This is a genomic window from Streptomyces sp. NPDC030814 (assembly GCF_055572155.1).
The window spans coordinates 37,806-63,347 of sequence record NZ_JBVIDX010000002.1 but is presented as its reverse complement, the minus strand read 5'-3'; the positions used below and the strand labels follow the sequence as shown (position 1 = coordinate 63,347).

Sequence of the window (25,542 nt, the reverse complement as noted above, 5' to 3'; positions counted from 1 at the left end):
CGGTGGGGGCTCTTCGGTGGGTCAGGTCGTGCTGGCCGTGCGTCGCTGGACCAGGACCGCGGCGACGATGATCGCGCCCTTGGCGATCTGCTGGACGTCGCTCTGGAGGTTGTTCAGCGCGAAGATGTTGGTGATCGTGGTGAAGATCAGGACGCCGAGCACGGAGCCCGTGATGGTGCCCCGGCCGCCGGTGAGGAGCGTGCCGCCGATGATCGCGGCGGCGATGGCGTCGAGTTCGTAGAGGTTGCCGTTGGTGTTCTGGCCCGAGCCGGACAGCACGATCAGCAGGAACGCGGCGATGCCGCAGCACAGCCCGGAGAGCAGATAGAGGTAGAGGCGCTGGCGGCGGACGTCGATGCCCGCGAGCCGGGCCGCCTCCGCGTTGCCGCCGACGGCGACCGTGCGCCGGCCGAAGGTCGTGCGGTTCAGCACGAGCCAGCCGATGACCGTCACGACCGCGAAGACCAGCACCAGCGGCGGGATGCCGAGCAGGTACGCGTCGCGCTCGCCGAGGTCGAGGACGCCCTCCACGGTGACGATCTGGGTCTTGCCGTCGGTGATCTGGAGGGCGAGCCCGCGGGCCGAGGCGAGCATGGCGAGCGTGGCGATGAAGGGAACCATCCCGCCGTACGCGATGAGCAGTCCGTTCACCAGGCCGCACCCGACGCCGACGATCACGGCGGTGAAGAGGATGCCGGCGAAACCGTACTCCTGCGTGGCCACCGTGGTGGCCCACACGGAGGCCAGGGCGACGATGGCGCCCACCGACAGGTCGATGCCGCCGGAGGTGATGACGAAGGTCATGCCGACGGTGACGACACCGATCACGGAGGCCTGGGTGAGGACGAGTTGGAGGTTGCGGGTGTCCAGGAACTCGTCGGGCTTGGTGATGCCGCCGATGACGATCAGCGCGGCGAGGACACCGAGGAGGGACAGGGTGCGGACGTCGGCGCGGAAGAGGACGGTGCGCCAGGCGGGCGATGGGACGACGGGGGTCGCCTTGTCGGTCGCGTCGCGGGGCGGGGACACGGGCTGCGTCATGACGCCGGCCTCCCTTCGCCGGCCGCCGGGCTGCCCGCACCGGTCGAGGGACTGCCCGCGCCGGTCACCGGACCGGCCGCGACGGCGGGACTGGCTGCACTTGCCACGGGGCTTCCTTCCATCACGAGGTCGAGGACGCGGTGTTCGTCGAGTTCTCGGGCGGGCGCGGTGTGCACGACCCGGCCCTCGCGCAGTACGAGCACGCGGTCGGCGAGGCCGAGGACTTCGGGCACCTCGCTGGAGACCAGCAGCACGGCGAGACCCTCGTCGGCGAGGCGTCGCACCACCGCGTACAGCTCGGCGCGGGCGCCCACGTCGACGCCCCGGGTCGGCTCGTCCAGCAGCAGTACCCGGCAGCCGCGCAGCAGCCAGCGGGCGAGGACGGCCTTCTGCTGGTTGCCGCCGGACAGGGTGCGGACCGGTACGGCGGGGTTGTCGGGGCGCAGGGACAGCTCACGGGTCGCGGCGCGCGCTGCCCGGAACTCGGCGCTCCGGTCGATCCACCCGACCCGGGCGAAGCGGGACATCGTCGACACCGAAACGTTTCTGGTGACCGACTCCAGCATCAGCAGCGCCTGTGCCTTGCGTTCCTCGGGGGCGAGTCCGAGTCCGGCGCGTACGGCGGCCCGTACGCTGCCGGTCCGCAGCGGCCGTCCGTCGACGCGGACCTCCCCGGCCGAGGGTTTGCGGGCGCCGTAGATGGTCTCCAGGATCTCGGAGCGGCCTGAGCCGACGAGTCCGGCGAGGCCCACGATCTCCCCGGGCCGGACGTCCAGGTCGAGGGTCTCGAACTCCCCGTCGCGGGCCAGCCCTCGCACCTCCAGGACGGGAGGGGCGGCCTCCGGCGGCGGGGCGGGCGGCCGGTCCGGGAAGACGTACTCGACGTTCCGGCCGGTCATCAGCGCCACGACCTCGCGGGTCGGCGTCGATTTCGCCGGCAGCCCGCCCGCCACCGCCCGGCCGTCCTTGAGTACGGTCACCCGGTCGCCGATCCGGCGGATCTCCTCCAGCCGGTGCGAGATGTAGACGACGGCGACCCCGTCGGCGGTCAGGTCCCCCACGATTCTGAACAGGTTGTCGACCTCGTCGGGGTCGAGGGCGGCGGACGGTTCGTCCATCACGATGAGGCGTACGTCGTGGGAGAGCGCCCGGGCCATGGAGACGATCTGCTGCTGGGCGGCGGACAGTTCGCCGACGAGGCGGGCCGGGGCGATCTCCGGGTGGCCGAGTCGCCTCAGCAGGGCGGCGGTCGACGCCCGCGCGGCCTTTCCCCGTACGACGAAACCGGCGGCGGTGGGCTCATGCCCCAGATGCACGTTCTCGGCCACGGAGAGGTGCTCCACCAGGTCCAGTTCCTGGTAGATGGTGGCGATGCCCAGGCGCATGGCGGCGATCGGCGACTTGAGGGTGACGGGTTCGCCCCGCCAGGTGATGGTGCCGCCGTCGGGCTGGTGGGCGCCCGCGAGCACCTTGATCAGGGTGGACTTGCCGGCGCCGTTCTGGCCGAGCAGGCAGTGGACCTCTCCTGCCTGGACGTCGAGGTCGACGCCGTCGAGGGCCCGGACGCCGGGGAACGACTTGGTGATGCCGGACATGGTGAGCAGCGGTAATTCTGGTGCCATGAGTTCCCCTTGGCGGGCGTGCGGGCCGGTTGCAGGGCGAATCAGCCTGCGAGGCAGGCGCGTTCGGGCAGGGCAGAGCAGGGCGCTGTGCTGGTGATCGCTACTACGGAGCGGTTACGCGGGTGAGAACAGGTGGTCGCTGATGAGGCGGGCCGCGCCGATGACTCCGGCGGTGGGGCCCAACTCCCCCAGCACGATGGGCAGGTTGCCCGTCGCGAGGGGCAGGGACTGGCGGTAGACCTGGGTGCGGATGGCGGCGAGCAGGGTGTGGCCGAGGCCGGTCACCCCACCGCCGATCACCACCAGGCCGGGGTTGAAGAAGCTGACGAGTCCGGCGATGACCTGGCCGGTGCGGTTGCCGCCCTCGCGTATCAGGTCGAGGGCGGTGGCGTCACCGGCGGCGGCCGCGTTGGCGACGTCGACGGCGGTCAGGGTGCCGCCCGCCTCCAGCCGGGAGGCCAGTTCCACCGAGAGGCCCTGCTGGGCGGCCTCCTTGGCGTCGCGGGCGAGCGCGGCGCCGCTGAAGTGGGCCTCCAGGCAGCCGCGGTTGCCGCAGGCGCAGGGACGGCCGTCCGGTACGGCGAGGATGTGGCCGATGTCGCCGGCGCTGCCCGTCGTACCGCGGTGGACCTCCCCGCCGACGACGATGCCGCAGCCGATGCCGGTGCCGATCTTGACGCAGAGGAAGTCGCCCACGGAGCGGGCCACGCCCGCGTGCTGCTCCCCCATCGCCATCAGGTTCACGTCGTTGTCGACCATCACCGGGCAGCCGAGTTCCTGGCTGAGCGCCTCGCGCACCGGGAACCCGTCCCAGCCGGGCATGATCGGCGGGGCCACCGGGACACCCTCGGGGAAGCGGACCGGCCCGGGGACACCGATACCGGCGCCGTCGAACCCTTCCGCGAGCCCCGAGGCCCTGAGCTTGGCCGCCATGGAGAGGACCTGCTCGAAGACGGCGACGGGGCCGTCCCGGACGTCCATGGGCTGGTTGATGTGGCCGAGGATCTCCAACTCCGCGTTGGTGACGGCGACGTCGATCGAGGTCGCACCGATGTCCACGCCCAGGAAACGGAGCCCGGGAGCGAGCCGGAGGTTGTGAGAGCGCCGGCCGCCGCGGGAGGCGGCGAGTCCGTCGGCCACGACCAGGCCCGTCTCCAGGAGCCGGTCCACCTCGACGGCCAGCTTCGACCGGGAGAGATCGATCCGGTCACCGAGTTGGGCCCGGGAGTTGGGCCCGCCGTCCCGCAACAGCTTCAGCAGCCGTGCCTGGTGCGAGTTCGCGGGACGAGCCGTCATACGTCTCACGAGCCCCTCCCCGCCTCGACCGGCCTGTGTCCGCTGGGTTCCGGCCACTTCAGTGTGGCTTGCTTTCGCAGGGAACGTAGCAGTGGTCACCACCGCTGGGAAGAAGTTGCGCAGAGATTGCCGTCAACTTTCTCCACTCACAGGACAAAGGGGAGCGTGCGGAGCCGCACGAAGGGGCGAAGTCATGCGTTACGGGTCGATCCGGGATCCCTGAACCGAGAACCAGGCCGACGAGTTGTACACCGTCAGCTCCTGGCGGGACCCCGGTTCGACAACGGTGCCCCGCTTCATGACGTGAGTCTGCCGGTAGACGATCAGGAAACCGTTCGGAGCCAGCGCGTAGTGAAAGGTGTGCCGCTCGGTCTTGCTGATGTCCTCGTCCTCGTACCGGGCCATCTCGCGACTGCGGTCACTGAACTCGATCCATACGGCCATACCCCGAACCTAAGGGCTGTCCCTTCGCCGGTTACTTCTCCCGCTCGTGGTACGTCTTCCGCGTGTGCTCCGTGTGCGCCCGCATGACCTCCGTCGCCCGCTGCTCGTCGCGGGCGGAGATCGCCGCGATCAGTTCCCGGTGTTCGATCCAGGACTGGTGGCCGCGCTGCCGGGCGACCGGGGTGTAGTACCAGCGGACGCGGCGGTCGACCTGGGCGGCGAGTTCGGCGAGGACCGTGTTGCCGGCGAGTTCCATGACCTTGGCGTGGAAGCGGGCGTTCGTGGCGACGGCGGCGTCCACGTCGTCGGCGTCGACGGCCCGCTCGCCCTCCGCACAGAGTTCCGCCAGCGCCGTGATGCCCGCCGTACCGGCGTTCGCCGCGGCGAGGCGGGCCGCCTCCGCCTCCAGCAGGGTGCGGACGGTGAGGAGTTGGTCGGCCTCCTCCTCCGTCGGCTCGTGCACGAAGGCGCCCTGCGCGGGCCTGAGGTCGACCCAGCCCTCGGTGTTCAGACGCTGGAGGGCCTCACGGACCGGCTGCCGGGACACACCGAGGTGGCCGGCGAGTTCGCTCTCGACCAGGTGCTGGCCGGGGCGCAGGGCGCGTGTGGTGATCAGTTCGAGAAGGGCTTCGTAGACGCGGTCGCGCAGGGGGCCGGGACGTTCGAGCTTGGGCACGGCCCCTTGCGGCAGTCCTGTCGACAACATCGGGTCCCCCTCCAGAGCACCACTGGGTGTACTGCGCACGGAAAGTCAACGGCCCGTACTGGAAAGTCGAAGTCAACAGCCCGTATGGATTGTCTTTCGTCTACAGTCTACGAGCCCCATTGGCCAGGGAGTTGACGAGTCTGCCTCGTCACATCGTCGCCGGGGCGGTGCTCAGGGGCAGCGGACGACCTGTCCGGCGTACGACAGGTTTCCGCCGAACCCGAACAGCAGCACGGGGTCACCGCTGGAGATCTCGCCACGTTCGACGAGCTTGGAGAAGGCGAGCGGGATGCTCGCGGCCGAGGTGTTGCCGGACTCCGTGACGTCCCGGGCGACGACGGCGTTGACGGCGCCGATCTTCTCGGCGAGGGGTTCGATGATGCGCAGGTTGGCCTGGTGGAGGACGACCGCGGCGAGGTCGGCCGGGGCGAGCCCGGCCCTCTCGCAGGCGGCGCGGGCGATGGGCGGCAGCTTGGTGGTGGCCCAGCGGTAGACGCTCTGCCCCTCCTGGGCGAACCGCGCGGGCGTCCCCTCGATCCGTACCGCGTGTCCCATCTCGGGCACCGAGCCCCACAGCACCGGTCCGATGCCGGGCGCGCCGGAGGCCGCATCGGCCGCCTCGACGACCGCCGCGCCCGCCCCGTCCCCGACGAGCACGCAGGTCGTACGGTCGGTCCAGTCCGTGACCTCGGACATCTTGTCGGCGCCGATGACGAGCGCGCGGGTGGCCGCGCCCGCGCGTACGGCGTGGTCGGCGGTGGCGAGGGCGTGGGTGAAGCCGGCGCAGACGACGTTGACGTCCATCGCGGCCGGGGACGGGATGCCGAGGCGGTGGGCGACCCGGGCGGCCATGTTCGGGGAGCGGTCGACGGCCGTGGAGGTGGCGACCACGACCAGGTCGATGTCGTCGGCGGCGAGGCCGGCCGAGGCGAGCGCCTTGGCGGCGGCGTGCCCGGCCAGCTCGTCGACGGGTTCGTCGGGTCCGGCGATGTGCCGGGTGCGGATGCCCACACGACTCGTGATCCACTCGTCACTGGTGTCGACCATGCCCGCCAGGTCCTCATTGGTGAGCACCTTGGCGGGCTGGTAGTGGCCGACAGCGGCGATGCGCGAGCCGTTCATGGGTGTTCCCCCTCGTAGCCTGTGGTCAGCGGGATTCACCAGTTTGCGCAGTGACTCACGGGTACGAGGGCGAGTGAGGCGACAGTAAAGACGAACCCTAGTTGTGGGCTTCTGTCAGACCTCTGGACATCCGAGTACATGCCGAGCGGTTATGCGGTGAACAGTTGCGTGGCCTTCTGTACGAGTTCGTACAGTCCGTAGGCGAGCGGTACGCCCACCCACAGCCAGGCGAAGACGATCAGTGGACGCCGGTCAGGCTGACTCGGGCTGCTGTCGTTGGACGACATCGGCGGCCTCCCTCGGGGCGGGGATGTGGAAGCGGGGGTGGACGGGCCGGACCAGTTCGTTGGCGACGAAGCCGACGACGAGCAGGCCGATCATGATGAAGAAGGACATTCCGTAGAGGTCGGGGCCGCTCTTGCCGGCCTCCTCCTGCCGGTCCGCGATCCAGTTGACGATCAGCGGACCGAGGACGCCGGCGGTGGACCAGGCGGTGAGCAGCCGGCCGTGGATGGCGCCGACCTGGTAGGTGCCGAAGAGGTCCTTCAGATAGGCGGGGATGGTGGCGAAGCCACCTCCGTAGAAGGAGAGGATCACCAGGGCGCAGACGATGAACAGCGGCTTGGAGGAGTCGCCGAACTGTGCGATGAGCAGGTACATCAGGGCGCCGACGCCGAGGTAGACGCGGTAGATGTTCTTGCGTCCGATCAGGTCGGAGGTCGACGACCAGGTGATGCGGCCCGCCATGTTGGCCGCCGAGAGAAGTGCCACGAAGCCCGCCGCCGCGCCGGCCGAGACCGGTGTGGAGGACTCGGCGAAGAAGTCCGTGATCATCGGGGCGGCCTTCTCCAGGATGCCGATGCCCGCGGACACGTTCATGCAGAGGATGACCCACAGGCACCAGAACTGCGGGGTGCGGATGGCGTTGCGGGCGGAGACCTGCGGGCCCTCGAACGCGCTCGGGCCGCTGTCCACGGGCTTCTCGCCGCGCGGCACCCGGACGAGCAGCACACCGAGGGACATGAACACCGCGTACGACAGTCCGTGGACGAGGAAGGCGACGGCGATCCCGGAGGGGTCGGCGCCGAAGCTCTCCAGCATCTGCGCGGACCACGGCGAGGCGATCAGCGCACCGCCGCCGAAGCCCATGATGGCGATGCCGGTGGCCATGCCGGGTCGGTCCGGGAACCACTTGATCAGGGTGGAGACGGGCGAGATGTAGCCGATTCCGAGGCCGATCCCGCCGACGAAGCCGTAGCCGAAGACGATCAGCCAGTACTGCTCGGTGGCCGCACCCAGGGAGGCGATCAGGAAGCCGGAGGAGAAGCAGATCAGGGCCACGGTCATGGCCCAGCGCGGCCCGTTGCGCTCCACGAGCGTCCCGCCGAACGCGGCGGACAGGCCCAGCATGACGATGCCGAGTTGGAAGGGCAGCGCGCTCTGCGTTCCGCTGAGGCCGAGCGCGGATTCGAGGGGCGGCTTGAACACGCTCCAGGCGTAGGCCTGTCCGATGGAGAGATGGACCGAGAGGGCGGCGGGGGGAACGAGCCAGCGGCTCCAGCCCAGGGGTGCGACGGGGGGACTCATGATCCCGGACGGTAGGGAGTGGCAAGGGAGTTGAAAAGGCGGCGCGTCGACCGTATGCGATGAGCGGTATGCAGCGCGCGCCGAACGGTCGTGCGGGACAGCTCAGTCGGTGAAGTCGTCCGTCAGCACGCACCCGTCCACCTGCGCGGGCGCGGTGCTCATGTCGCCGACGGGCTCGAAGTCGGGGTTGCAGTTGAGGACCAGCAGGAACGAGGCGGACAGCTGCCGCACGGTGTCGGGGTCCGGCGCGATCACGGCGAAGTCCTTGCCGATGGCGAAGCCGCCTTCGATGCCCGCGCTCGGTGACTTCTTGATCCGCTCGGCGATGTCGGCACGGTAGGCCTCCTGGAAGGTCTTCATGCCGTCCGTCCCGGTCCAGAAGACACGGATGTAGCTGTCGCCCGCGTCGTTGCAGGTGCCGCGGAAGCGCACGCCCCAGCTCTCGTCGAACTCCTCGTCCATGGGGTAGTAGCGGGTGTCGGCCGGGTCGATGCTGTACTGCTCGCAGGTCGTGAACCGCTGCAGGTACTCACCGGCCGCCATGACCGACCCGGACTCCGGGAGGTTGTCGAGCATGAGCTTCTGCCGTGTGGTCAGCCCGCCCGGCAGATCACTCGTGGCGCCTCCGTTGCGCTGCCCCAGCGCGGCGGACTCCTCGTCACCGCTCCCGGCCTCTTCCTCGCCGGTCCGGTCCTCGCCGGCCCGCCCGTTTTCGACCTGGCTCTTGCCGACCTGGTCCTTGTGGTCGCATCCGGCCAGGGACACCACCATCACACCGGCGGCCACCACGGCCGCCAAGCTCCGCACCACGCGCACCCGTTCACCCCGTTGATCGTGCCTTGCTCCGGGACCCTAGGACATGGACACGCCCGAGAACAAAGCCGGACGAGCACGGTGAGCACCCCTCCACTGCGGTCGGTTCCCGTCATCGCGCGAACCCTTGCCGGCCGAACTTCCATACTGGACGGGCCCTTCCGGCGGGCCACCTGGGAGGAGGCACTGGGCCGTGCCGCTCGCGGCATCGCACGCAACCGCGGCGCGTTCGGGATGTTCTCCTGCGCCCGCGCCACCAACGAGATGAACTACGTGGCGCAGAAGTTCGCCCGTGTCGTCATGGGCACCCACAACGTGGACTCCTGCAACCGCACCTGTCATGCGCCGAGCGTCGCCGGGCTGTCCGCCGCCTTCGTGGTGACCGACTCGGGTCTGGTCGGACGGGGCGGCGCCGCCTTCCCCACCGGCCGGAAATGGCAGGCCACAGCGGCCCAGCCCGACCATCCGCACTACCTGGTGTGCAACGCGGACGCGTCCGAACCGGGCACTTTCAAGGACCGGGTGCTCATGGAGGGCGACCCGTTCTCCCTGGTCGAGGCGATGACGATCGCCGCGTACGCGACCGGCGCCCACCGGGGCTACCTGTATCTGCGCGGCGAGTACCCGCGCACCCTGCGCCGGCTCGAGCAGGCCATCGCGCAGGCCCGCGCCCGGGGGCTCCTCGGTGATGACGTCCTCGGCCAGGGCTACGCCTTCGACATCGAGATCCGCCGGGGCGCGGGCGCCTACATCTGCGGCGAGGAGACGGCCCTGTTCAACTCGATCGAGGGCTACCGGGGCGAGCCGCGCTCGAAGCCGCCGTTCCCCGTGGAGAAGGGCCTGTTCGGCAAGCCGACGGTGGAGAACAACGTCGAGACGCTGGTGAACGTCCTGCCGATCCTGACCATGGGCGCCCCGGCGTACGCGGCGATCGGCACCGGGCGGTCCACCGGGCCCAAGCTGTTCTGTGTGTCGGGCAGCGTGGACCGGCCCGGCGTCTACGAGCTGCCGTTCGGCGCGACACTCGGCGAGCTGCTGGAGTCGGCCGGTGTGCGGGAGCGGCTGCGGGCGGTGCTGCTGGGTGGCGCGGCGGGCGGCTTCGTGCGGCCCGACGAGCTGGACATCCCGCTCACCTTCGAGGGCACGCGGGAGGCGGGCACCACGCTCGGCTCGGGCGTGGTCATGGCCTTCGACGACACGGTCCCGCTGCCCCGGCTGCTGCTGCGGATCGCGGAGTTCTTCCGGGACGAGTCCTGCGGGCAGTGCGTGCCCTGCCGCGTCGGGACCGTACGGCAGGAGGAGGCGCTGCACCGGATCACCGAGCGGACCGGGGCCGCCGCGGCCGACGACATCGCGCTGCTCAGGGAGGTCGGCCGCGCCATGCGGGACGCCTCCATCTGCGGTCTCGGACAGACCGCGTGGAACGCCGTGGAATCCGCCATCGACCGTCTGGGGGCGTACGAACGACCGTGATACCGCTGGGTGTGCCGCGGCGGCTGCTGGAGTTCACCCTCGACGGGGAGGAGGCGAGGGTCCCCGAGGGCTCGACGATCCTCGACGCCTGCCGGGCCGCCGGCAAGGACATCCCGACGCTCTGCCAGGGCGACACCCTCACCCCGAAGAACGCCTGCCGGGTCTGTGTGGTGGAGGTCGAGGGCTCCAGGACGCTCGTCCCGGCCTGCTCCCGCACGGCCGAGCCCGGTATGGAGGTGCGGACCGACACCGAGCGGGCCCGGCACAGCCGCAAGATCGTCCTTGAGCTCCTCGCGTCCTCGGTCGACCTGTCGACGACCCCGGAGGTCGCCGGGTGGATCAAGGAGTACGAGGCGAAACCGGACCGCTTCGGCGCGGACGCGGCCCGCCTGAACGAGTCTCCCAAGATCGACAACGACCTCTACGTCCGTGACTACGACAAGTGCATCCTCTGCTACAAGTGCGTGGACCCTGCGGCGACCAGTGGCAGAACACGTTCGCGATCTCCGTCGCCGGACGCGGCTTCGACGCGCGGATCGCCGTGGAACACGACGCCCCGCTGACCGACTCGGCGTGCGTGTACCGCGGGAACTGCATCGAGGTGTGTCCGACGGGCGCGCTCTCCTTCAAGTCGGAGTTCGACATGCGGGCCGCGGGCACCTGGGACGAGTCGGCGCAGACGGAGACGACCACGGTGTGCGCGTACTGCGGAGTGGGCTGCGACCTCACCCTGCACGTGCAGGACAATGAGATCGTGAAGGTCACCTCGCCGCACGACAACCCGGTGACCCGCGGCAACCTGTGCATCAAGGGTCGCTTCGGCTATCAGCACGTACAGAACCGGGACTGATGGACACTGGTCGGGACAGGGGCAGGACATGGGACGAGTCACGGAACGACGCAAGGTGATCCGCATCCGGGACGGGGCGGTCTCCTCGCGCCCGGACACGCTCGTCGCCGAGGAGCCACTGGAGATCCGTCTCAACGGCAAGCCGCTCGCCATCACCATGCGCACTCCCGGCGACGACTTCGCGCTCGCCGCCGGTTTCCTGGTCAGCGAGGGTGTCCTCGCCGAGAAGTCCGACCTGCAGAACATCGTGTACTGCGCGGGCGCCACGGCCGACGGCTCCAACACGTACAACGTGGTGGACGTGCGGACGACCTCCGGGGTGGTGATTCCGGACATCACCCTCGAACGCAACGTCTACACCACGTCGTCCTGCGGGCTGTGCGGCAAGGCCTCCCTGGACGCGGTCCGTACGACGGCCCGCTGGGCCCTCGACGACACGCACGGCGGTGACGCTCCCCCGGTCCGCCTCGACCCCGGCCTCCTCGCGAGCCTCCCCGACCGGCTCCGCGCGGCCCAGCGGGTCTTCGACCGGACCGGGGGCCTGCACGCGGCGGCCCTGTTCACCGAGGACGGCGAGCTGCTCGACGTACGGGAGGACGTGGGCCGGCACAACGCGGTGGACAAGCTGGTCGGGCGGGCGCTCCAGAGCGGGGCCCTGCCGCTGTCGCGAGCCGTGCTGCTGGTGTCGGGGCGGGCCTCCTTCGAGCTGGCGCAGAAGGCGGTGATGGCCGGGATCCCGGTCCTCGCGGCGGTGTCGGCGCCCTCGTCACTGGCGGTGGACCTGGCCGCCGAGACGGGGCTGACCCTCGTCGGCTTCCTGCGGGGAGCCTCCATGAACGTGTACGCGGGTGAGCACCGGATCGCCCTGCGGGCCACGGCCACGCAGGGTGGCTGAACCGGCTCCCCGCGCCACGGCGGCGGAGCCCCGTCGGCGGGGAGTGCCCCCTGCGCCGGGGGCTCCGCCGGTTCAGCCGCCGGGCCCGCGCCGTTGGGCCACTGGCGCGTTGCCGGGTGCGGGTGGGTGGGGGCTTGTCGCGCAGTTCCCCGCGCCCCTGAAGGGTTGGACCTGCGGCCCGCCCTTCATCCTGAAAAGCACGGGGCGCAGCCCCGGCCGCTTTTCAGGGGCGCGGGGAACTGCGCGAACGCCCCCCACCCACCCGCAGTCTCCAACTCACCCGAACCCCCGAGTCACAAGGCGCCCTGACACACCGTCCGCACGGTTCTTGTGGGGCCCCCGAGCCCCCACGTAGCGTCTGAGGCCGGACATCGGACATGGGACGTCCGATGTCCCCTCACCCGGACGCATGAAGGGCTGGCCGCACCGTGCCGTCGAGTCTTCGCGCACGTCTCAGATCCACCCTCACCGCCGTACTCACCACCACCGCACTCCTCGCCCTCCCCCACTCCGCAGGGGCGGAGGACCGGCAAGGGCCCGGCGCAACCGAGTTCGAGCAACAGGTGCTGTTCAAGGCGTCCCAGGACCCGGGATACGCCTGCTTCCGTATCCCGGCGATCGTGCGGAGCACGAAGGGGACGCTCCTGGCCTTCGCCGAGGGGCGCGTCCTGAACTGCGGGGACGCGGCCGACATAGACCTCGTGCTGAAGCGGTCCACGGACGGCGGCCGCACCTGGGGCCCGCTCCGGGTCGTCAACGCCGGCGACGGCGACACACACGGCAACCCCGCCCCCGTCGTGGACCGGGAGACCGGCCGGATCCTGCTGGCGGAGACGTACAACACGGGCCGTACGGACAGCGCGAGCTGCGACGTGCCCTGTGACCGCACGCCGTACCTGCAGTACAGCGACGACGACGGACTGACCTGGTCCGAGCCGCGCCCTCTCGGTGAGCGGATCCGCCCGGCCCACTGGAACTCCTGGTACGCCACCGGGCCGGTGCACGGCATCCAGCTCACGCGGGGCCGGCACGCCGGCCGGCTGGTCTTCGGGGTGAACGCCGAGACCTGGGCGGACGGCCGGGTCACCGCCAACCACGCGGCGCTCGTCACCAGCGACGACGGCGGCGAGAACTGGCGCATCGGCGCCACGGACACCTGGGCGATCGCGGCCGACGGCACATTCCGGCAGAAGCCGTCGGAGCTGACACTCACCGAACGCGCCGACGGCTCGGTGCTGGTGAGCGGGCGGGAGCAGGACGGCACCGACCTCGGGCACCGCAGCCAGGCGGTCAGCCGCGACGGCGGCGGCTTCGTGTCCCCGTTCCGGGCGCTGCCGGACCTCTACATGCCCCAGGTCCAGGGCTCCACGTTACGGCTCGGCGACCGCATGCTGCTGGCCGGGCCCGCCGACCCGGACCGCCGTCGGACCATGGCGATCCGCTCCTCGTACGACGGCGGGCGCACCTGGGAGAGCGTGGACCGGGGCACGGTCGTCACCACGGACTGGTCCGGCTACTCGGACCTGGTGCGGATCGACCGCGGCGTCGACGGCAACGATGTCGTCGGACTGATGTACGAGGGCGGTGCCGTCGACGCCAGGGACGAGATCCGCTTCGTCCGTTTCACCGAGGACTGGCTGAAGCCTCGCCGGGGTCCGGACCCGACGACGCCCGACCGGGCACCCGGCGGCAGGCGGGCGGTCGTGCTCGGGGGCGCGCGCTCCACGGGCGGAGCGTTCGGGGGCGCGATCGAGTTCGACGGCGCCGACGACGCCGTACGGCTGCCGTACCGGTCCCGACTGCCGCTCCACGAGAAGGACTTCACCGCCTCACTCTGGTTCCGGTACGAGGCGACCACCGGGGAGCAGCCGATGTTGTGGATGGGCGGGGTGGGGACCACGCAGCCGCAGGTGTGGGTGCGCGGTGAGCCGGCGTCGGGGAGGCTGACGGGGCTGATGACCGTGCGGGACGGGGCCGCGCCGCCCAGGAGTGTGTCGGTGCGGTCGACCGGCGCGTACAACGACGGGCAGTGGCACCACCTGGTGCTGCGGCGCGGCGGCGGGGAATTGGCGCTGTTCGTGGACGATGCGCGGTTCGCCGCCGCCGACGTCGCCGGATCGGTCAGCCGGAACTCGCCGTTCGGGGTGCATCTCGGGCAACGGGTCGACAGCCGGGTGCACTTCACCGGCGCGATCGACGAAGTGCTCGTCGTCGACCGGGCGTTGAGCGACGACGAGGTGGCCGGGCTGCGGGCGGGGGACCCTGCCGCGCGGCGCGGCGCGATCCTGTGGCTGCCCATGGACCGAGTGGACCGGGGCCACTAACGTCCCTTCCGTGCCCGACGACGCAGGAGCACGACGGCGGACGGGGGCCGGACCGGTCCTGATCCTGGCGCTGGTCCTGGCCCTCGCGGCCGTGCTGCTCACCGCCCTCCCGGACAACGACCGGGAGGGCGGCCGCACCTGCACGGCCCGCACCGTCCGGGACTGGGACCCGGACGAGCCGCTGACCGGTGAGTTCGCCCGCTACGGCGACGACGCGACCCGCACCGACGACTGGACCGGCGGCGACGGCACCCACTCGGTGCGCCTGCCCGACGGGCGGGTGCTGTGGCTGTTCTCCGACACCTATCTGGGCCAGGTGCACGCGCCGCCCAACCCGGTCGGCGAGTCCGTGGCCTGGCGGGACGTCTCGACGCCCCTCGTGCGCAACTCGGCCGTCGTGATGTCCCCCTCGGGCCGGCTGGAGTCCACGCTCCCGGCCCCCGTCTTCCCCGACCCGGCACCGCAGCGGTGGCGCTGGCCGGTGGCCGCCCGGGTCGAGCCCCGCTCCCCCGGCTCCCCCGAGAAGGTCGTCCGTGTGCTGCTGTGGACCCGTACAGCGGGGCAGGCACCCTGGATCTACGGGGTGCCCACGGCCACCGAGGTCGCGACGCTGTCGCTGCCCGCGCTGCGGCTGGAGGGGATCACGACGGTCCTCGACCAGGCGTCGGTCGCCGACCCCGCCCGGCGGGTGCTGTTCGGGACGACGGCCGTCGACGCGGGCGACTGGACGTACGTCTTCGGCGGCACCGACGCCCAGGCCGCATCCCGGCCGACCTCCCACGCGTACGTCGCCCGGGTGCCCCGCGGCAGGCTCGGGGAGCCGGGGGCGTGGGAGTACTGGGACGGCTCACGGTGGGCGGTGCGGGCGCGTCCGGCGGCGGTGCTCGGGAACGGCGAGGACAAGGGCGTGGGCAGCGCCTTCAGCGTCGTCCGGGACGGGCGGACGTATGTGCTGTTCACCATGGCCGCCGGGACCGAGGGGTTGAGCACGGTCACCGCGTACTGGGCGTGCTCCCCCACCGGGCCCTGGCACGGGCCCACCAGGGGGTTCGGCCCGCCGCTGCCGGGGGACGGGGTGGCGGCCTACAACCCGCAGGCGCACGAGGTGGTCGGCGGCGACGGACGGCTGGTCCTCAGCTACGACGTCAACTGGCTGGACGCGAACGGGGCGGCGGCGCAGCTGAACATCACGCGGAACGTGTCCCTGTACCGACCGCGGTTCGTATCGCTTCGTCTCGCTGCTCCGTGACCTCCGCCTCCTCGGGGTCGTGCGAGCGGCGCTTGGCGATGACCGCGCAGACCATGAGCTGCATCTGGTGGAACAGCATCAGGGGGAGCACGGCGAGAGACGCCTCGGCGCCGAACAGGACGCTCGCCATGGGCAGTCCGGAGGCGAGGGACTTCTTGGAGCCGGCGAACTGGATGGCGACGCGGTCGGCCCGGCAAAAGCGCAGGGCCTTCGCGCCGTACCAGGTGAGCGTGAGCATCACCGCGAGGAGCACGGCCTCGACGACCAGCAGCCCGCCGAGCCGCAGGGGGCCGACCTGGCTCCAGATGCCGCGCACCATGCCCTCGCTGAAGGCGACGTAGACGACGAGGAGGATCGAGGCGCGGTCGACGAGGCCGAGGACCCTCTTGCGCCGGGCCACGAAGCCGCCGATCCAGCGGCGGGTGATCTGCCCCGCGACGAACGGCACCAGCAGCTGGAGCACGATCTTCCAGAGCGCGTCGGCGGAGAAGCCGCCCACGCTGCCGCCGAGCAGGCTCGCCGCGAGCAGCGGGGTGATGACGATGCCCGCGAGGGAGGAGAAGGAGCCCGCGCAGATCGCGGCGGGCACGTTGCCGCGGGCCATCGAAGTGAAGGCGATCGAGGACTGGATGGTCGACGGGACGAGGGTGAGGAAGAGCAGACCGGTGTAGAGGGAGTGGTTCAAGAACACCGGTTCGAGGCCACGGGCGGCCAGGCCCAGCAGCGGGAAGACGACGAACGTGCAGGCGAGGACGGTGGCATGGAGCCGCCAGTGCTTCAGGCCGTCCAGGGCCTCACGGGTGGAGAGCCGGGCCCCGTAGAGGAAGAACAGGAAGGCGATCGCCGCCGTGGACGCGCCGGAGGCGACGTCCGCGGCCGTGCCCCGCGCGGGGAGGAGCGCCGCGAGCCCCACCGTCCCGAGCAACAGCAGGATGTACGGGTCGATCGGCATCCAGCTCGGCCACTGCAGGCGTTTCACGGTGCTCCACGTGCTTTCGATCGGGGGTGCGTCGGAGGCCGGAGGGCCCCTCTCCATCGTCCTCCCCCACCCCGTGATCGGGAATCCGTCATACGGCTCTGACTGTCATCACATCTCGTGATGACCAGGATAGGGTGCCCTCATGTACGACCCCTCCCATCTGCGGACGTTCCTCGCGGTGGCCCAGACGCTGAGCTTCACCCAGGCGGCGCGGCGGCTGGGCCTGCGCCAGTCGACGGTGAGCCAGCACGTACGCCGCCTGGAGGACGCGGTGGGGCGTCAGCTGTTCACCCGGGACACGCACTCGGTGGAGCTGACCGAGGACGGCGAGGCGATGCTGGGGTTCGCGCGCCGGCTCCTGGAGGTGCACGAGCAGGCGACGGCGTTCTTCACCGGGACCCGGCTGCGTGGCCGGCTGCGTTTCGGCGCGTCGGAGGACTTCGTGCTGACCCGGCTGCCGGAAATCCTGGAGGGCTTCCGGCACGACCATCCCGAGGTCGACCTGGAGCTGACCGTCGAGCTGTCCGGCACGCTCCACGAGCAGCTCGCGGCGGGCAAGCTCGATCTGGTGCTGGCGAAGCGGCGCCCCGAGGACCCGCGCGGCGAGCCCGTCTGGACGGACCGGCTGGTGTGGATCGGCGCGGAGCGGCTGCGCCTCGACCCCGACCGGCCGGTGCCACTGATCGTCTATCCGCCGCCGGGCATCACCCGCGCGCTGGCGCTGGAGGCGCTGGAACGGGAGGGCCGCGCATGGCGTGTGGCCTGCACCAGCGGCAGCCTGAACGGCCTCATCGCCGCCGCCCGCGCGGGCCTCGGGGTGATGGCTCATTCCCGTCGCCTGGTGCCTCCCGGTCTGGTCCGGGTGCCCGAGCGGGCGGGGCTGCCGGAACTCGGCGAGGTCGACTTCGTGCTCGTGCACGGACGGCGCCCGGGAGCGGCGACGAGCGCGGCGGACGCGCTGGCCGCGGCGATCCTCTCCGGCGGCGACCGCCTCCACGGCCGGGCCCGCGGGGTGTGACGGACCGGTGCGCCGCTGCGCTGGTACTGATGTCGGTCCTTGTGACCGGTATCGCTGGGGCCGGCCGTGAAGCGGCGCGATCCGGCCCCAGCGGTGGCGGTAATCGGGTCGTACAGATTCGGTGGAGATTACGGTGCCGAAACCTACTGCGGCGTAAGGAATTTCATCCGTAACCTCCCTTTCTGCGTATGTTTTCCCCTCCCCGCTCGCACTGATCTTGGCGATTCGTCCCCTCCGATTCCCCTCCCATCCCGGCTTCCGGTGAGGTAGCTTTCACGCGCTGTGCGGAGCGCCACGAGGAGCGGGTTTGCGCGAGTTCACCAACCCTCCGTTGGCGTCGGCGCCGCCGGTGGGCGGTCTGGCCGACGTCGTCTTCGAGTACGCCCAGGAGGACCCGACCTACATCGCGCTCGGCCGCAAGGACGAGCGGGGCGAGTGGCGCGATGTCACCTCCGCCGAGTTCCGCGACGAGGTGCTGGCGCTGGCCAAGGGCCTGCTGTCGCAGGGGGTCCGGTTCGGCGACCGGGTCGCCATCATGTGCCGCACCCGGTACGAGTGGACCCTGTTCGACTACGCCCTGTGGACCGTCGGCGCCCAGGTCGTCCCCGTCTACCCGACCTCCTCCGCCGAGCAGGTCTTCTGGATGCTGTACGACTCCCAGTGCACGGCCGCCATGGTCGAGCACGAGGACCACGCGATGACCATCGCCACGGTCATCGACCGGCTGCCGCAGCTGCGCCGGCTGTGGCAGCTGGACGCGGGCGCGGTGGAGGAACTGTACGAGTCGGGCGCGCAGCTCGACGACGAGGTGGTGCACCGGCACCGGCGGGCGGTGACCCCCGAGTCGGTCGCGACGATCATTTACACGTCCGGCACCACGGGCCGCCCCAAGGGGTGTGTCATCTCCCACGCCAACTTCATGGTCGAGGCGGACACGGTCATCGAGCGCTGGGCGCCGCTGTTCAAGTCCCGCCGCGGCGCGGAGCCGGCCACCCTGCTCTTCCTGCCGCTCGCGCATGTCTTCGGGCGGATGGTGCAGGTCGCCGGGATCCGCGGGAAGGTGAAGTTCGGGCACCAGCCGCAGCTCAGCGCGGCCGTGCTGCTGCCGGACCTGGCCGCCTTCAGGCCGACGTTCTTCCTGGCGGTGCCGTACATCTTCGAGAAGGTCTTCAACGCGAGCCGACGCAAGGCCGAACGGGAGGGCAGGGCCGGCCCGTTCGAGAAGGCCGTCGAGGTCGCCGTGAAGTACGCGGACGCGATGGAGGCGAAGGCCTGGGGCATCGGGCCCGGTCCCTCGGCGGGACTGCGGATGCAGCACCAGTTCTTCGACAAGGTCGTGTACTCCAGGATCCGGGACGCCATGGGCGGCCGGATCAAGTACGCGATGTCCGGCGGCTCGGCGATGGACCGCCGGCTCGGCCTGTTCTACGCGGGCGCCGGCATCCACATCTACGAGGGGTACGGCCTGACGGAGTGCACGGCGGCCGCGACGGCCAATCCGCCCGAGCGAACCCGGTACGGCACCGTCGGCCAGGCCATCCCGGGCATGACCGTGCACATCGCGGACGACGGCGAGGTGTGGCTGCGCGGCCCCAATGTCTTCCAGGGGTACCTCAACAACTCCAAGGCCACCGACGAGACCCTGCACGACGGCTGGCTCGCGACCGGAGATCTGGGGTCGCTCGACGAGGACGGTTACCTCACGATCACCGGGCGCAAGAAGGAGATCCTGGTGACCTCGGGCGGCAAGAGCGTTTCCCCGGCGATCCTGGAGGAGCGGGTGCGGGACCATCCGCTGGTCGCCCAGTGCATCGTCGTCGGCAACGACCGGCCGTACATCGCCGCCCTCGTCACTCTCGACGCCGAGGCGGTCGAGCACTGGATCCAGATGCACGGCAAGCCGAAGCTGTCACCGGTCGACCTGGTGCGCGACCCGGAGCTGGAGACCGAGGTGCGGCGGGCGGTCGTCGCCGCCAACACCCTGGTCTCGCAGGCCGAGTCGATCCGTACGTTCCGGATACTGGCGCACCAGTTCACCGAGGAGCAGGGGCTGCTGACGCCCTCGCTGAAACTGAAGCGGAAGGCGATCGAGAAGACGTACGCGAAGGAAGTGGAGGCGCTGTACCAGGCGTGAGACCGCTCGGGGCGCGCTCGCCCGCCTCGGCGTACCGGGTCAGACCAGCTGGTAGCCCCGCATGTTCCGCAGCAGCATGTGGCAGTTGTGCAGGGAGCCCGAGGTGTCGCCGAGGGAGCGGTAGATGCCCCACTTGGGGCGCAGCCGGTCGGCGAGGAAGGTGTCGACGCCGGTGCGGGAGACGTCGACGAGGGTCGTCGAGCCCTTCCTGAGGATCCAGCGCACCGAACCCGCCGAGCCGTTGCCGACCTTGACCTGGAAGTCGACGTCGGTCCAGGAGTCGTGCAGGGGCGCCAGGTCCGTGCGGCCGACCAGGATGTCGTCGATGGGCAGCTTCAGCTCGATGGTCTGGGCACCTCCCCCGTCTCGGCGCAGGGACTGCACGACGAGCGGGGAGGTGCCGTTGCCGGGCTGCTTCATCTGCATGATGTGCGTGAAGCTGGTGGTCGCCCTGAGGGAACTCGGCAGATACATCTGGTAGGTGACGCGCCAGGTCTGCCCCTCGGTCCAGCGGAGGAAGCCGCCGCCGGTGCGCAGGCCGGTGACCTCCTGGCGCTGCCGGTCGGTGGAGGTGTCCCGGTCGACGGTGTGCATGTCGAACCGCCAGGTGTCGCCGGTGGCGCGGATGTGCGGCGCGGCGGAGGTGTGGGAGTCGGCGCGGTCGTCCTCGACCGTCTCGAACGCACGGAGTCCGTCCGCGCTCGCCGACGGGGACCATTTCAGCTGCCAGGAGGCGGCGTGCGCGGTGGCCGGCAGCCCGAGGGCGGCGGCCGTGCCGCCGAGCGCGGCGCCGAGGAGGTTCCTGCGAGTGGGGGTCATGACCATTCATTCACGCACGTGACCGGAGTTCAGCGAGGTACGTTGGGCGCTGGCAAGGCTCCTCGCGTGACGGTGTTCGGTCAATGGTCCGGACCGATAACGTAGAACCGCCGGATCCGTTTCCGGCCATTCTGCGATTCGGGGCGCGAGCGAGCCGCTCAGGAATGCATCGCGCGCCGTGATCGTTGACGATGGGAAGCACCAACCGACGACTTTAAGGATCGAGAGCTCGTGAGCAGCAAGGTCCCCCCGATCATCCTGAACAACGGCGTCGAGATGCCCCAGCTGGGCTTCGGCGTCTGGCAGGTGCCGGACGACGAGGCCGAGCAGGCCGTCGGCACGGCGCTGGAGGCCGGCTACCGCAGCATCGACACGGCCGCGATCTACGGCAACGAGCGGGGCACCGGCAAGGCGCTCGCCGCCTCCGGCGTCCCGCGCAAGGACCTCTTCGTGACCACGAAGCTCTGGAACACCGACCAGGGCTACGACGCCACGCTCCGCGCCTTCGACGAGTCGCTGGACAAGCTCGGCCTGGAGTACGTCGACCTGTACCTGATCCACTGGCCGCTCCCGGCCCGCGGCACGTACGTCGACACGTACAAGGCGCTCGAGAAGCTGTACGCCGACGGCCGGGCACGGGCCATCGGTGTCTCCAACTTCCTTCCGGAGCACCTGGAGACGCTGACCGAGGCGACCGACGTCATCCCGGCGGTCAACCAGATCGAGCTGCACCCCCACCTCCAGCAGCACGCCGCCCGCGAGTACCACGCGGAGCAGGGCATCGCCACCGAGGCCTGGTCACCGCTCGGCCAGGGCAAGGGCCTGCTGGAGGTCCCGGCGATCGTCGCCATCGCGCAGAAGCACGGCCGCACCCCGGCCCAGATCGTGCTGCGCTGGCACCTCCAGCTGGGCAACGTGGTCATCCCCAAGTCGGTGACGCCGTCCCGTATCAGGGAGAACATCGAGGTCTTCGACTTCTCCCTGGACACCGAGGACATCGCCGCGATCAGCGCGCTGAACGAGGACCGCCGCATCGGTCCCGACCCGGCGACCTTCGACGCGGCCTGAGGTCCACCGCGGCCGACGCCGACTGACGGGACCGCCCGCCGAGGGGATTTCGGCGGGCGGTTTTCGTGTGCCGCGGGGCGTCCACCGCCGCCCGCGGCTACGTCACGCGCGGGCGAGGTGGACCGTGTGGGCCGCGAGGACGAACACGTCGGGGCGGTGGTACAGGCTCGCCTTGTCATCGGGGTCCAGGAGCCGGTCGAGCGTGGCGAGGTCGGACGGGTCGAGGTGGTCCGCGTACTCCGCGAGGGTCTCCCGGCGCCGCCGGAAGATGGTGACGGCGTGGGCGCGCGCCGCCTCCGACACCGGGGCAGGCAGGTCCAGCAGGAAGGTGCGGGAGGTCGCGTCACGCAGGCCGGCGGCGGTGAGCAGCCCCGGCCAGTCCTCGGCCTCCGCGACCGTGCCGGGCAGTGCGGCGCGCATCTCGCCGAACCACAGCTCCTCGACCGCGTCGAGCCGGGACTGGAGTCCGGGGCGGCCGATGCCGATGTCCCGCGGCAGGAACCGCGCGGGCAGTCCGCCCTCCACGAGCGCCAGTACCCCGCCCGGGGACAGCCGCTCGGCGAAGGCGGCGAGGCCGGCCCGCTGGTCGCCGAGGTGGTGCAGACTGCGGCTCGCCCACAGCACATCGGCGGGGTAGTCCAACTCGGCCAGGCCCTCGGGGAGTTCCGCCTTGAGCGTGGTGAACCGGTCGGCCAGGCCCAGGCGTTCCGCCCGGGCCCGCGCCCGCTCCAGCAGGGGAGCCGAGCCGTCCACGGCGACGACACGGGCGCCGGGGAACGTGTCGGCCAGCAGCGTGCTCACCACGCCCGGCCCGCTGCCGGCGTCGACGACCAGTCCGGGCTCAGGCTGCCGCTCGGCCACCCAGGCCGCGGCCTGCCGGTTCAGCGGGGTGAACAGCTCCGCCTGCTCCTCCAGATGCTCGGCCAGCTCGGCCCAGTCGATGTCGGTGTGACTGTGGTCGCGGTGCCCGTGTCCGTGCTGGTGGTGATGTCCCATGGGGGTGAGCCTCTCTTCCGGTTGCCGTCAGCCTGCGCCGACGCACCACGGAACGGCAACCTCCCTTGCCGTTATGGCAAACTCTCCGGGCTTCGCGCTCTCCGGGTGTCAGCCCTTGTCGGCGGCCCGGTAGACACAGACGTTCACACCCGTGGGGCTCGTGACCGTGGAGACCAGCTGCAGGGTGTGCTTGGCGCCACCGTCGGGGAAGATCGTCTTTCCGCCGCCGAGGACGACCGGCATGATCATCAGCCGCAGTTCGTCGACCAGGCCCTCGTGCAGGAGGGTGCGGGCGAGGCTGGGGCTGCCCATGACGAGCAGGTCGCCGCCCTCGCTCTCGCGCAGCTTGCGGATGTGGGCGACGGCTTCCTCACCGGGGACGCGGGTGGTGTTCCACGTCAGCTCGTCGTCGCCGAGGGTGCTGGAGACCACGTACTTGGGGAGGGCGTTGATCCGGTCGGCGAAGGGGTCCCCGGCGCGCTCCGGCCAGGCCCCGGCCATCGCCTGCCAGGTGCGGCGCCCGTACAGCAGCGCGTCGGCCGCGCGCAGCACCTCGTCCCAGGCCCCGCCGACCACCTCCGGGTCGAAGAACTCCTGCGTCCAGCCGCCGTGGGCGAAGCCGCCGTCGGTGTCCTCCTCGGGGCCGCCGGGGGCCTGCACGACGCCGTCCAGGCTCATGAACGCGGTGATGACGATGCGCATGGGGTGGTCTCCTCGTCCGCTCGGGGTGTACGGCGATGAAGACCGGGGTGCGGTCCGGAACTCATCGCCCCACCCACCCACGTCACAGTGACATGCGTCACACCACCCTGTCACGGAAACGGCCGCCACGGCCCCCGGCGCCGCAACGGCACGCGCGGCTCCGGCACGGCAACGGCCGCCCGGCCCCTGCGTGCACAGGGGCGGGCGGCCGTCACGCGCGGGTGTGTCGTTCGGCCGGCACCGCCAGGGGCTGGGGAAGCGTGCGCCCCTGGCGGACCCTCTCAGCCGGCGGAGGTCACAGCGCCGGGTACGCGTTCCGCATCAGCTGCTGGAACTGGGCGGAGAACCAGTGCCCGGACAGCGGCGCGTTCGGCAGGGCGCCGGACATGTTGTAGTTGTTGCGCGGGTTGCCCTTGTACGTCGGGTCGCACATGCCGTCGAAGCCCTTGCCCTCGTCGTTCGGGATCTGGGAGCTGGCCCCGTCGGACTCCCCCGGGGGCTTCATCCACACGTAGGCGTCGATCCCCGGCGCGGGGGCGGCCTGCGGACGCTCGCCGAGACCGGCTCCGGACTGGTTGCACCAGTTGCCGGTGTTGAGGCGGCGGTCGTAGCGCCCGCCGTCGACGTAGGTGTCGACGCTGGTCGTCGCGCCCGGTCCGGTGGGCCGAGCGGTGCCGCCCCAGCCGTTGCGGGAGGTGTCGATCAGCATGCCGACGTTCGAGTTGAAGCCGGCCGAGACGGCCTGGGCCCGGAACGCCTGGGCGAAGGACAGCTCGTCGACGTAGCGGTTCCAGTCGACCCACTTCGACTCGCGGACCGACTTGCCGGCCACGGTGTCGTTGATGGTGAAGTTGTTCTCCTTCAGGGCGCTGTAGTTCGCCGTGTTGGTGATGAAGCCGTGGACGTCGTTCACCGTGGCGCCCTCGGCGGTCGCCGCCTCCTTCATGATGGCGGCGGAGGGGGCGAAGTTGTCGTCCCAGCCGAGCCAGCCGTGGTGGCCGGCGTCGACGTAGTTGTAGACGTTGGGGACGTCGCCCAGCTTGTTGAGCGCGTAGCCGACACCCTTGACGTAGTTGCCGTTGGCCTTCATCACGTCGCACTGCGGCACGGCCGTCGGGCGGCTGCCGGTGTTGGTGACGAGGTTCGGCAGCGAGTCGATCTCGACCGTGGTGACGATGCGCAGCGAGGCGTACTTCGGATCGGCGAGGATCGCCTTGATCGGGTCGATGTACTGCGTCTTGTACTTGTCGATCTCGTCGGCCTTGAGCTCGCCGTTGGAGGACAGGGCCGAGCAGTCACGGCCGGGCAGGTTGTAGATCACCAGCTGGACGACGAGCTGGTCGGAGCCCTTCTGCCGCAGCGCCTCGTCGAGGTGGGCCCGCAGCCCCATCTTGCCGCCGGCACCCGCGATGGCGGCGATGCGGTCCAGCCACACGCCCGTGGGCTGGTTGGCGATCCGGCTGCCGCCCGGCTCGGCGGCGGCGTTCCTGGACCACTCCGGGTTCACGTACACCTTGGCGCCGGCGTACGGGTTGTCCACCCGCGTGCCGGGGTTGCCCGGGCCGGGATCGGTGGGGCCGCCGCCACCGCCGTCGTCGACGTTGCAGGTCACACCGTCGAGCGTGAAGGTGGTCGGGAGGGCGTTGCTGCCGCTGTAGCCGGCGTTGAAGCCGAAGCTGACCGAACCGCCGGTCGGGAGCGACCCGTTGTACGTCTCGTTGGAGGCCGTCACGGTGCTGCCGCTCTGGGAGATCTTCGCGTTCCAGCCGTTGCCCACCTGCTGGTTGCCCGCGTACGACCACTTCGCGGACCACGAGGACTTCGCGGCGCTGTTGTTGGTGATCGTGACGGCGGCGGTGAAGCCGGTGGACCACTGGTTCTGCACCTTGTAGTCGACGGTGCAGGGGATCGCCCGGGTGCCGGCGTCGTCCGGCACGGCGGCCACCGCGGTCCCGGCGGCTCCGGCGACCAGCGCCATCGCCGCGAGGAGTGCTGTTCTGGTACGGCTCATGAGTGCGGGTTTCCTCTTCCGTAGTGGGGTGTACGTGGAGGTTCCGTAGGGGCTGTGCCTGGTGCCCGCCCGCCGAGGGAGCGCGGACGGTCGCGCGGCCCGGCGCCCGGCGACGTGGGACTGCCGTCGCGGGCGGAGGTCAGGCCGGGCCGGCGGGAGCCGGCCATGTGCTCCGCTTCCGGCCGGGGCGAAAAGCGGATCGCCCTCGGGCACGGTGGGTCGGTTCCACGGCCGCGGCACCAGGTCGCAGCCGTCCGCGAGAACGCCGGACGACCCTGCCGCCGGGCACTTCGGACGCCGGCGACCCGCCCCCGTGCGGCGAGGCGTGCCCGGCCACGGAGACGAGTAAAAGACCTGAACGCGGGGGGTGGCGCATGAGCGACTCCTTGCAGA

At 71.0% G+C, this 25,542-nt stretch carries 20 protein-coding genes and 3 pseudogenes; 9 read left to right on the top strand and 14 right to left on the bottom strand.

What is annotated here, in order from left to right; all coding sequences use genetic code 11:
- Nucleotides 1-21: 21 nt before the first annotated feature.
- The 9 genes from ACZ43N_RS03805 to ACZ43N_RS03765 all read right to left on the bottom strand — a co-directional run bounded on the left by ACZ43N_RS03805 (nt 22) and on the right by ACZ43N_RS03765 (nt 8,628).
- Nucleotides 22-1,041, bottom strand: coding sequence for an ABC transporter permease (locus ACZ43N_RS03805; protein ID WP_468094745.1), 1,020 nt, complete (start codon nt 1,039-1,041; stop codon nt 22-24).
- Entirely contained in the window at nt 1,038-2,663 is a 1,626-nt protein-coding gene (locus ACZ43N_RS03800; RefSeq protein WP_468094744.1) for a sugar ABC transporter ATP-binding protein, read from the bottom strand. The genes ACZ43N_RS03805 and ACZ43N_RS03800 overlap by 4 nt, the downstream gene beginning before the upstream one ends.
- Nucleotides 2,664-2,777: 114 nt before the next feature.
- Nucleotides 2,778-3,959, bottom strand: a complete 1,182-nt coding sequence (locus ACZ43N_RS03795) for an ROK family transcriptional regulator (RefSeq protein WP_468095486.1) — start codon at nt 3,957-3,959, stop codon at nt 2,778-2,780.
- 198 nt (nt 3,960-4,157) lie between these two features.
- Entirely contained in the window at nt 4,158-4,403 is a 246-nt protein-coding gene (locus ACZ43N_RS03790; RefSeq protein WP_468094743.1) for a hypothetical protein, read from the bottom strand.
- A gap of 31 nt (nt 4,404-4,434) precedes the next feature.
- Nucleotides 4,435-5,109, bottom strand: coding sequence for a GntR family transcriptional regulator (locus tag ACZ43N_RS03785; protein WP_468094742.1), 675 nt, complete (start codon nt 5,107-5,109; stop codon nt 4,435-4,437).
- A gap of 171 nt (nt 5,110-5,280) precedes the next feature.
- Nucleotides 5,281-6,231 carry a beta-ketoacyl-ACP synthase III gene (locus ACZ43N_RS03780; protein ID WP_468094741.1) on the bottom strand — a complete coding sequence of 317 codons (951 nt, stop codon included), beginning with the start codon at nt 6,229-6,231 and terminating at the stop codon, nt 5,281-5,283.
- A 149-nt stretch (nt 6,232-6,380) separates the two neighbouring features.
- On the bottom strand, nt 6,381-6,518 hold the full coding sequence (locus tag ACZ43N_RS03775) for an MFS transporter small subunit (RefSeq protein WP_468094740.1): 138 nt from the start codon (nt 6,516-6,518) through the stop codon (nt 6,381-6,383).
- The gene (locus tag ACZ43N_RS03770) at nt 6,484-7,818 is read right to left on the bottom strand and encodes an OFA family MFS transporter (protein ID WP_468094739.1); all 1,335 of its coding nucleotides are present in this window, start codon (nt 7,816-7,818) and stop codon (nt 6,484-6,486) included. Before ACZ43N_RS03770 ends, ACZ43N_RS03775 begins: the two co-directional genes overlap by 35 nt.
- A 102-nt stretch (nt 7,819-7,920) precedes the next feature.
- Complete coding sequence (locus ACZ43N_RS03765) at nt 7,921-8,628, bottom strand: hypothetical protein (protein WP_468095543.1); 708 nt, start codon at nt 8,626-8,628, stop codon at nt 7,921-7,923.
- Here ACZ43N_RS03765 and ACZ43N_RS03760 point away from each other — a divergent pair.
- The 6 genes and pseudogenes from ACZ43N_RS03760 to ACZ43N_RS03735 all read left to right on the top strand — a co-directional run.
- Nucleotides 8,560-8,979: pseudogene (locus tag ACZ43N_RS03760) on the top strand (molybdopterin-dependent oxidoreductase); the annotation flags it as partial. The gene ACZ43N_RS03765 and the pseudogene ACZ43N_RS03760 sit on opposite strands and share 69 nt — an antisense overlap.
- Before the next feature lie 30 nt (nt 8,980-9,009).
- Nucleotides 9,010-10,104, top strand: a pseudogene (locus ACZ43N_RS03755) (complex I 51 kDa subunit family protein); the annotation flags it as partial.
- Between the two features lie 26 nt (nt 10,105-10,130).
- Nucleotides 10,131-10,954 (top strand): annotated as a pseudogene (locus tag ACZ43N_RS03750) (2Fe-2S iron-sulfur cluster-binding protein).
- A gap of 28 nt (nt 10,955-10,982) precedes the next feature.
- Nucleotides 10,983-11,849 (top strand): formate dehydrogenase accessory sulfurtransferase FdhD, encoded by an 867-nt coding sequence (fdhD, locus tag ACZ43N_RS03745; RefSeq protein WP_468094738.1) that lies wholly within the window; start codon nt 10,983-10,985, stop codon nt 11,847-11,849.
- A 428-nt stretch (nt 11,850-12,277) separates the two neighbouring features.
- Nucleotides 12,278-14,173 carry an exo-alpha-sialidase gene (locus tag ACZ43N_RS03740; RefSeq protein ID WP_468094737.1) on the top strand — a complete coding sequence of 632 codons (1,896 nt, stop codon included), beginning with the start codon at nt 12,278-12,280 and terminating at the stop codon, nt 14,171-14,173.
- 10 nt (nt 14,174-14,183) lie between these two features.
- On the top strand, nt 14,184-15,422 hold the full coding sequence (locus ACZ43N_RS03735; protein WP_468094736.1) for a hypothetical protein: 1,239 nt from the start codon (nt 14,184-14,186) through the stop codon (nt 15,420-15,422).
- On the opposite strand, the gene ACZ43N_RS03730 is transcribed toward ACZ43N_RS03735, so the two are convergent.
- The gene (locus ACZ43N_RS03730) at nt 15,361-16,401 is read right to left on the bottom strand and encodes a bile acid:sodium symporter family protein (RefSeq protein ID WP_468094735.1); all 1,041 of its coding nucleotides are present in this window, start codon (nt 16,399-16,401) and stop codon (nt 15,361-15,363) included. The two genes, ACZ43N_RS03735 and ACZ43N_RS03730, sit on opposite strands and share 62 nt — an antisense overlap.
- 142 nt (nt 16,402-16,543) lie before the next feature.
- Here ACZ43N_RS03730 and ACZ43N_RS03725 point away from each other — a divergent pair, with 142 nt between their 5' ends.
- Together ACZ43N_RS03725 and ACZ43N_RS03720 are read left to right on the top strand one after the other, a co-directional pair.
- Entirely contained in the window at nt 16,544-17,419 is an 876-nt protein-coding gene (locus tag ACZ43N_RS03725; protein WP_468094734.1) for a LysR substrate-binding domain-containing protein, read from the top strand.
- Between the two features lie 307 nt (nt 17,420-17,726).
- Nucleotides 17,727-19,553 carry an AMP-dependent synthetase/ligase gene (locus ACZ43N_RS03720; RefSeq protein WP_468094733.1) on the top strand — a complete coding sequence of 609 codons (1,827 nt, stop codon included), beginning with the start codon at nt 17,727-17,729 and terminating at the stop codon, nt 19,551-19,553.
- A gap of 39 nt (nt 19,554-19,592) precedes the next feature.
- Here ACZ43N_RS03720 and ACZ43N_RS03715 read toward each other — a convergent pair whose 3' ends face one another.
- Nucleotides 19,593-20,372: a Tat pathway signal sequence domain protein gene (locus tag ACZ43N_RS03715; RefSeq protein ID WP_468094732.1), complete on the bottom strand. Its 780-nt coding sequence runs from the start codon at nt 20,370-20,372 to the stop codon at nt 19,593-19,595.
- A 231-nt stretch (nt 20,373-20,603) separates the two neighbouring features.
- Here ACZ43N_RS03715 and ACZ43N_RS03710 point away from each other — a divergent pair, with 231 nt between their 5' ends.
- Complete coding sequence (locus tag ACZ43N_RS03710; RefSeq protein ID WP_468094731.1) at nt 20,604-21,440, top strand: aldo/keto reductase; 837 nt, start codon at nt 20,604-20,606, stop codon at nt 21,438-21,440.
- Nucleotides 21,441-21,542: 102 nt separating this feature from the next.
- Here ACZ43N_RS03710 and ACZ43N_RS03705 read toward each other — a convergent pair whose 3' ends face one another.
- The 3 genes from ACZ43N_RS03705 to ACZ43N_RS03695 form a co-directional block, all read right to left on the bottom strand.
- A complete protein-coding gene (locus ACZ43N_RS03705) occupies nt 21,543-22,436 on the bottom strand; it encodes a class I SAM-dependent methyltransferase (RefSeq protein WP_468094730.1) in 894 nt (297 codons plus the stop codon).
- 108 nt (nt 22,437-22,544) lie between these two features.
- Complete coding sequence (locus ACZ43N_RS03700) at nt 22,545-23,138, bottom strand: dihydrofolate reductase family protein (protein WP_468094729.1); 594 nt, start codon at nt 23,136-23,138, stop codon at nt 22,545-22,547.
- A gap of 295 nt (nt 23,139-23,433) precedes the next feature.
- On the bottom strand, nt 23,434-25,149 hold the full coding sequence (locus ACZ43N_RS03695; RefSeq protein WP_468094728.1) for a glycoside hydrolase family 6 protein: 1,716 nt from the start codon (nt 25,147-25,149) through the stop codon (nt 23,434-23,436).
- Nucleotides 25,150-25,542 lie beyond the last annotated feature (393 nt).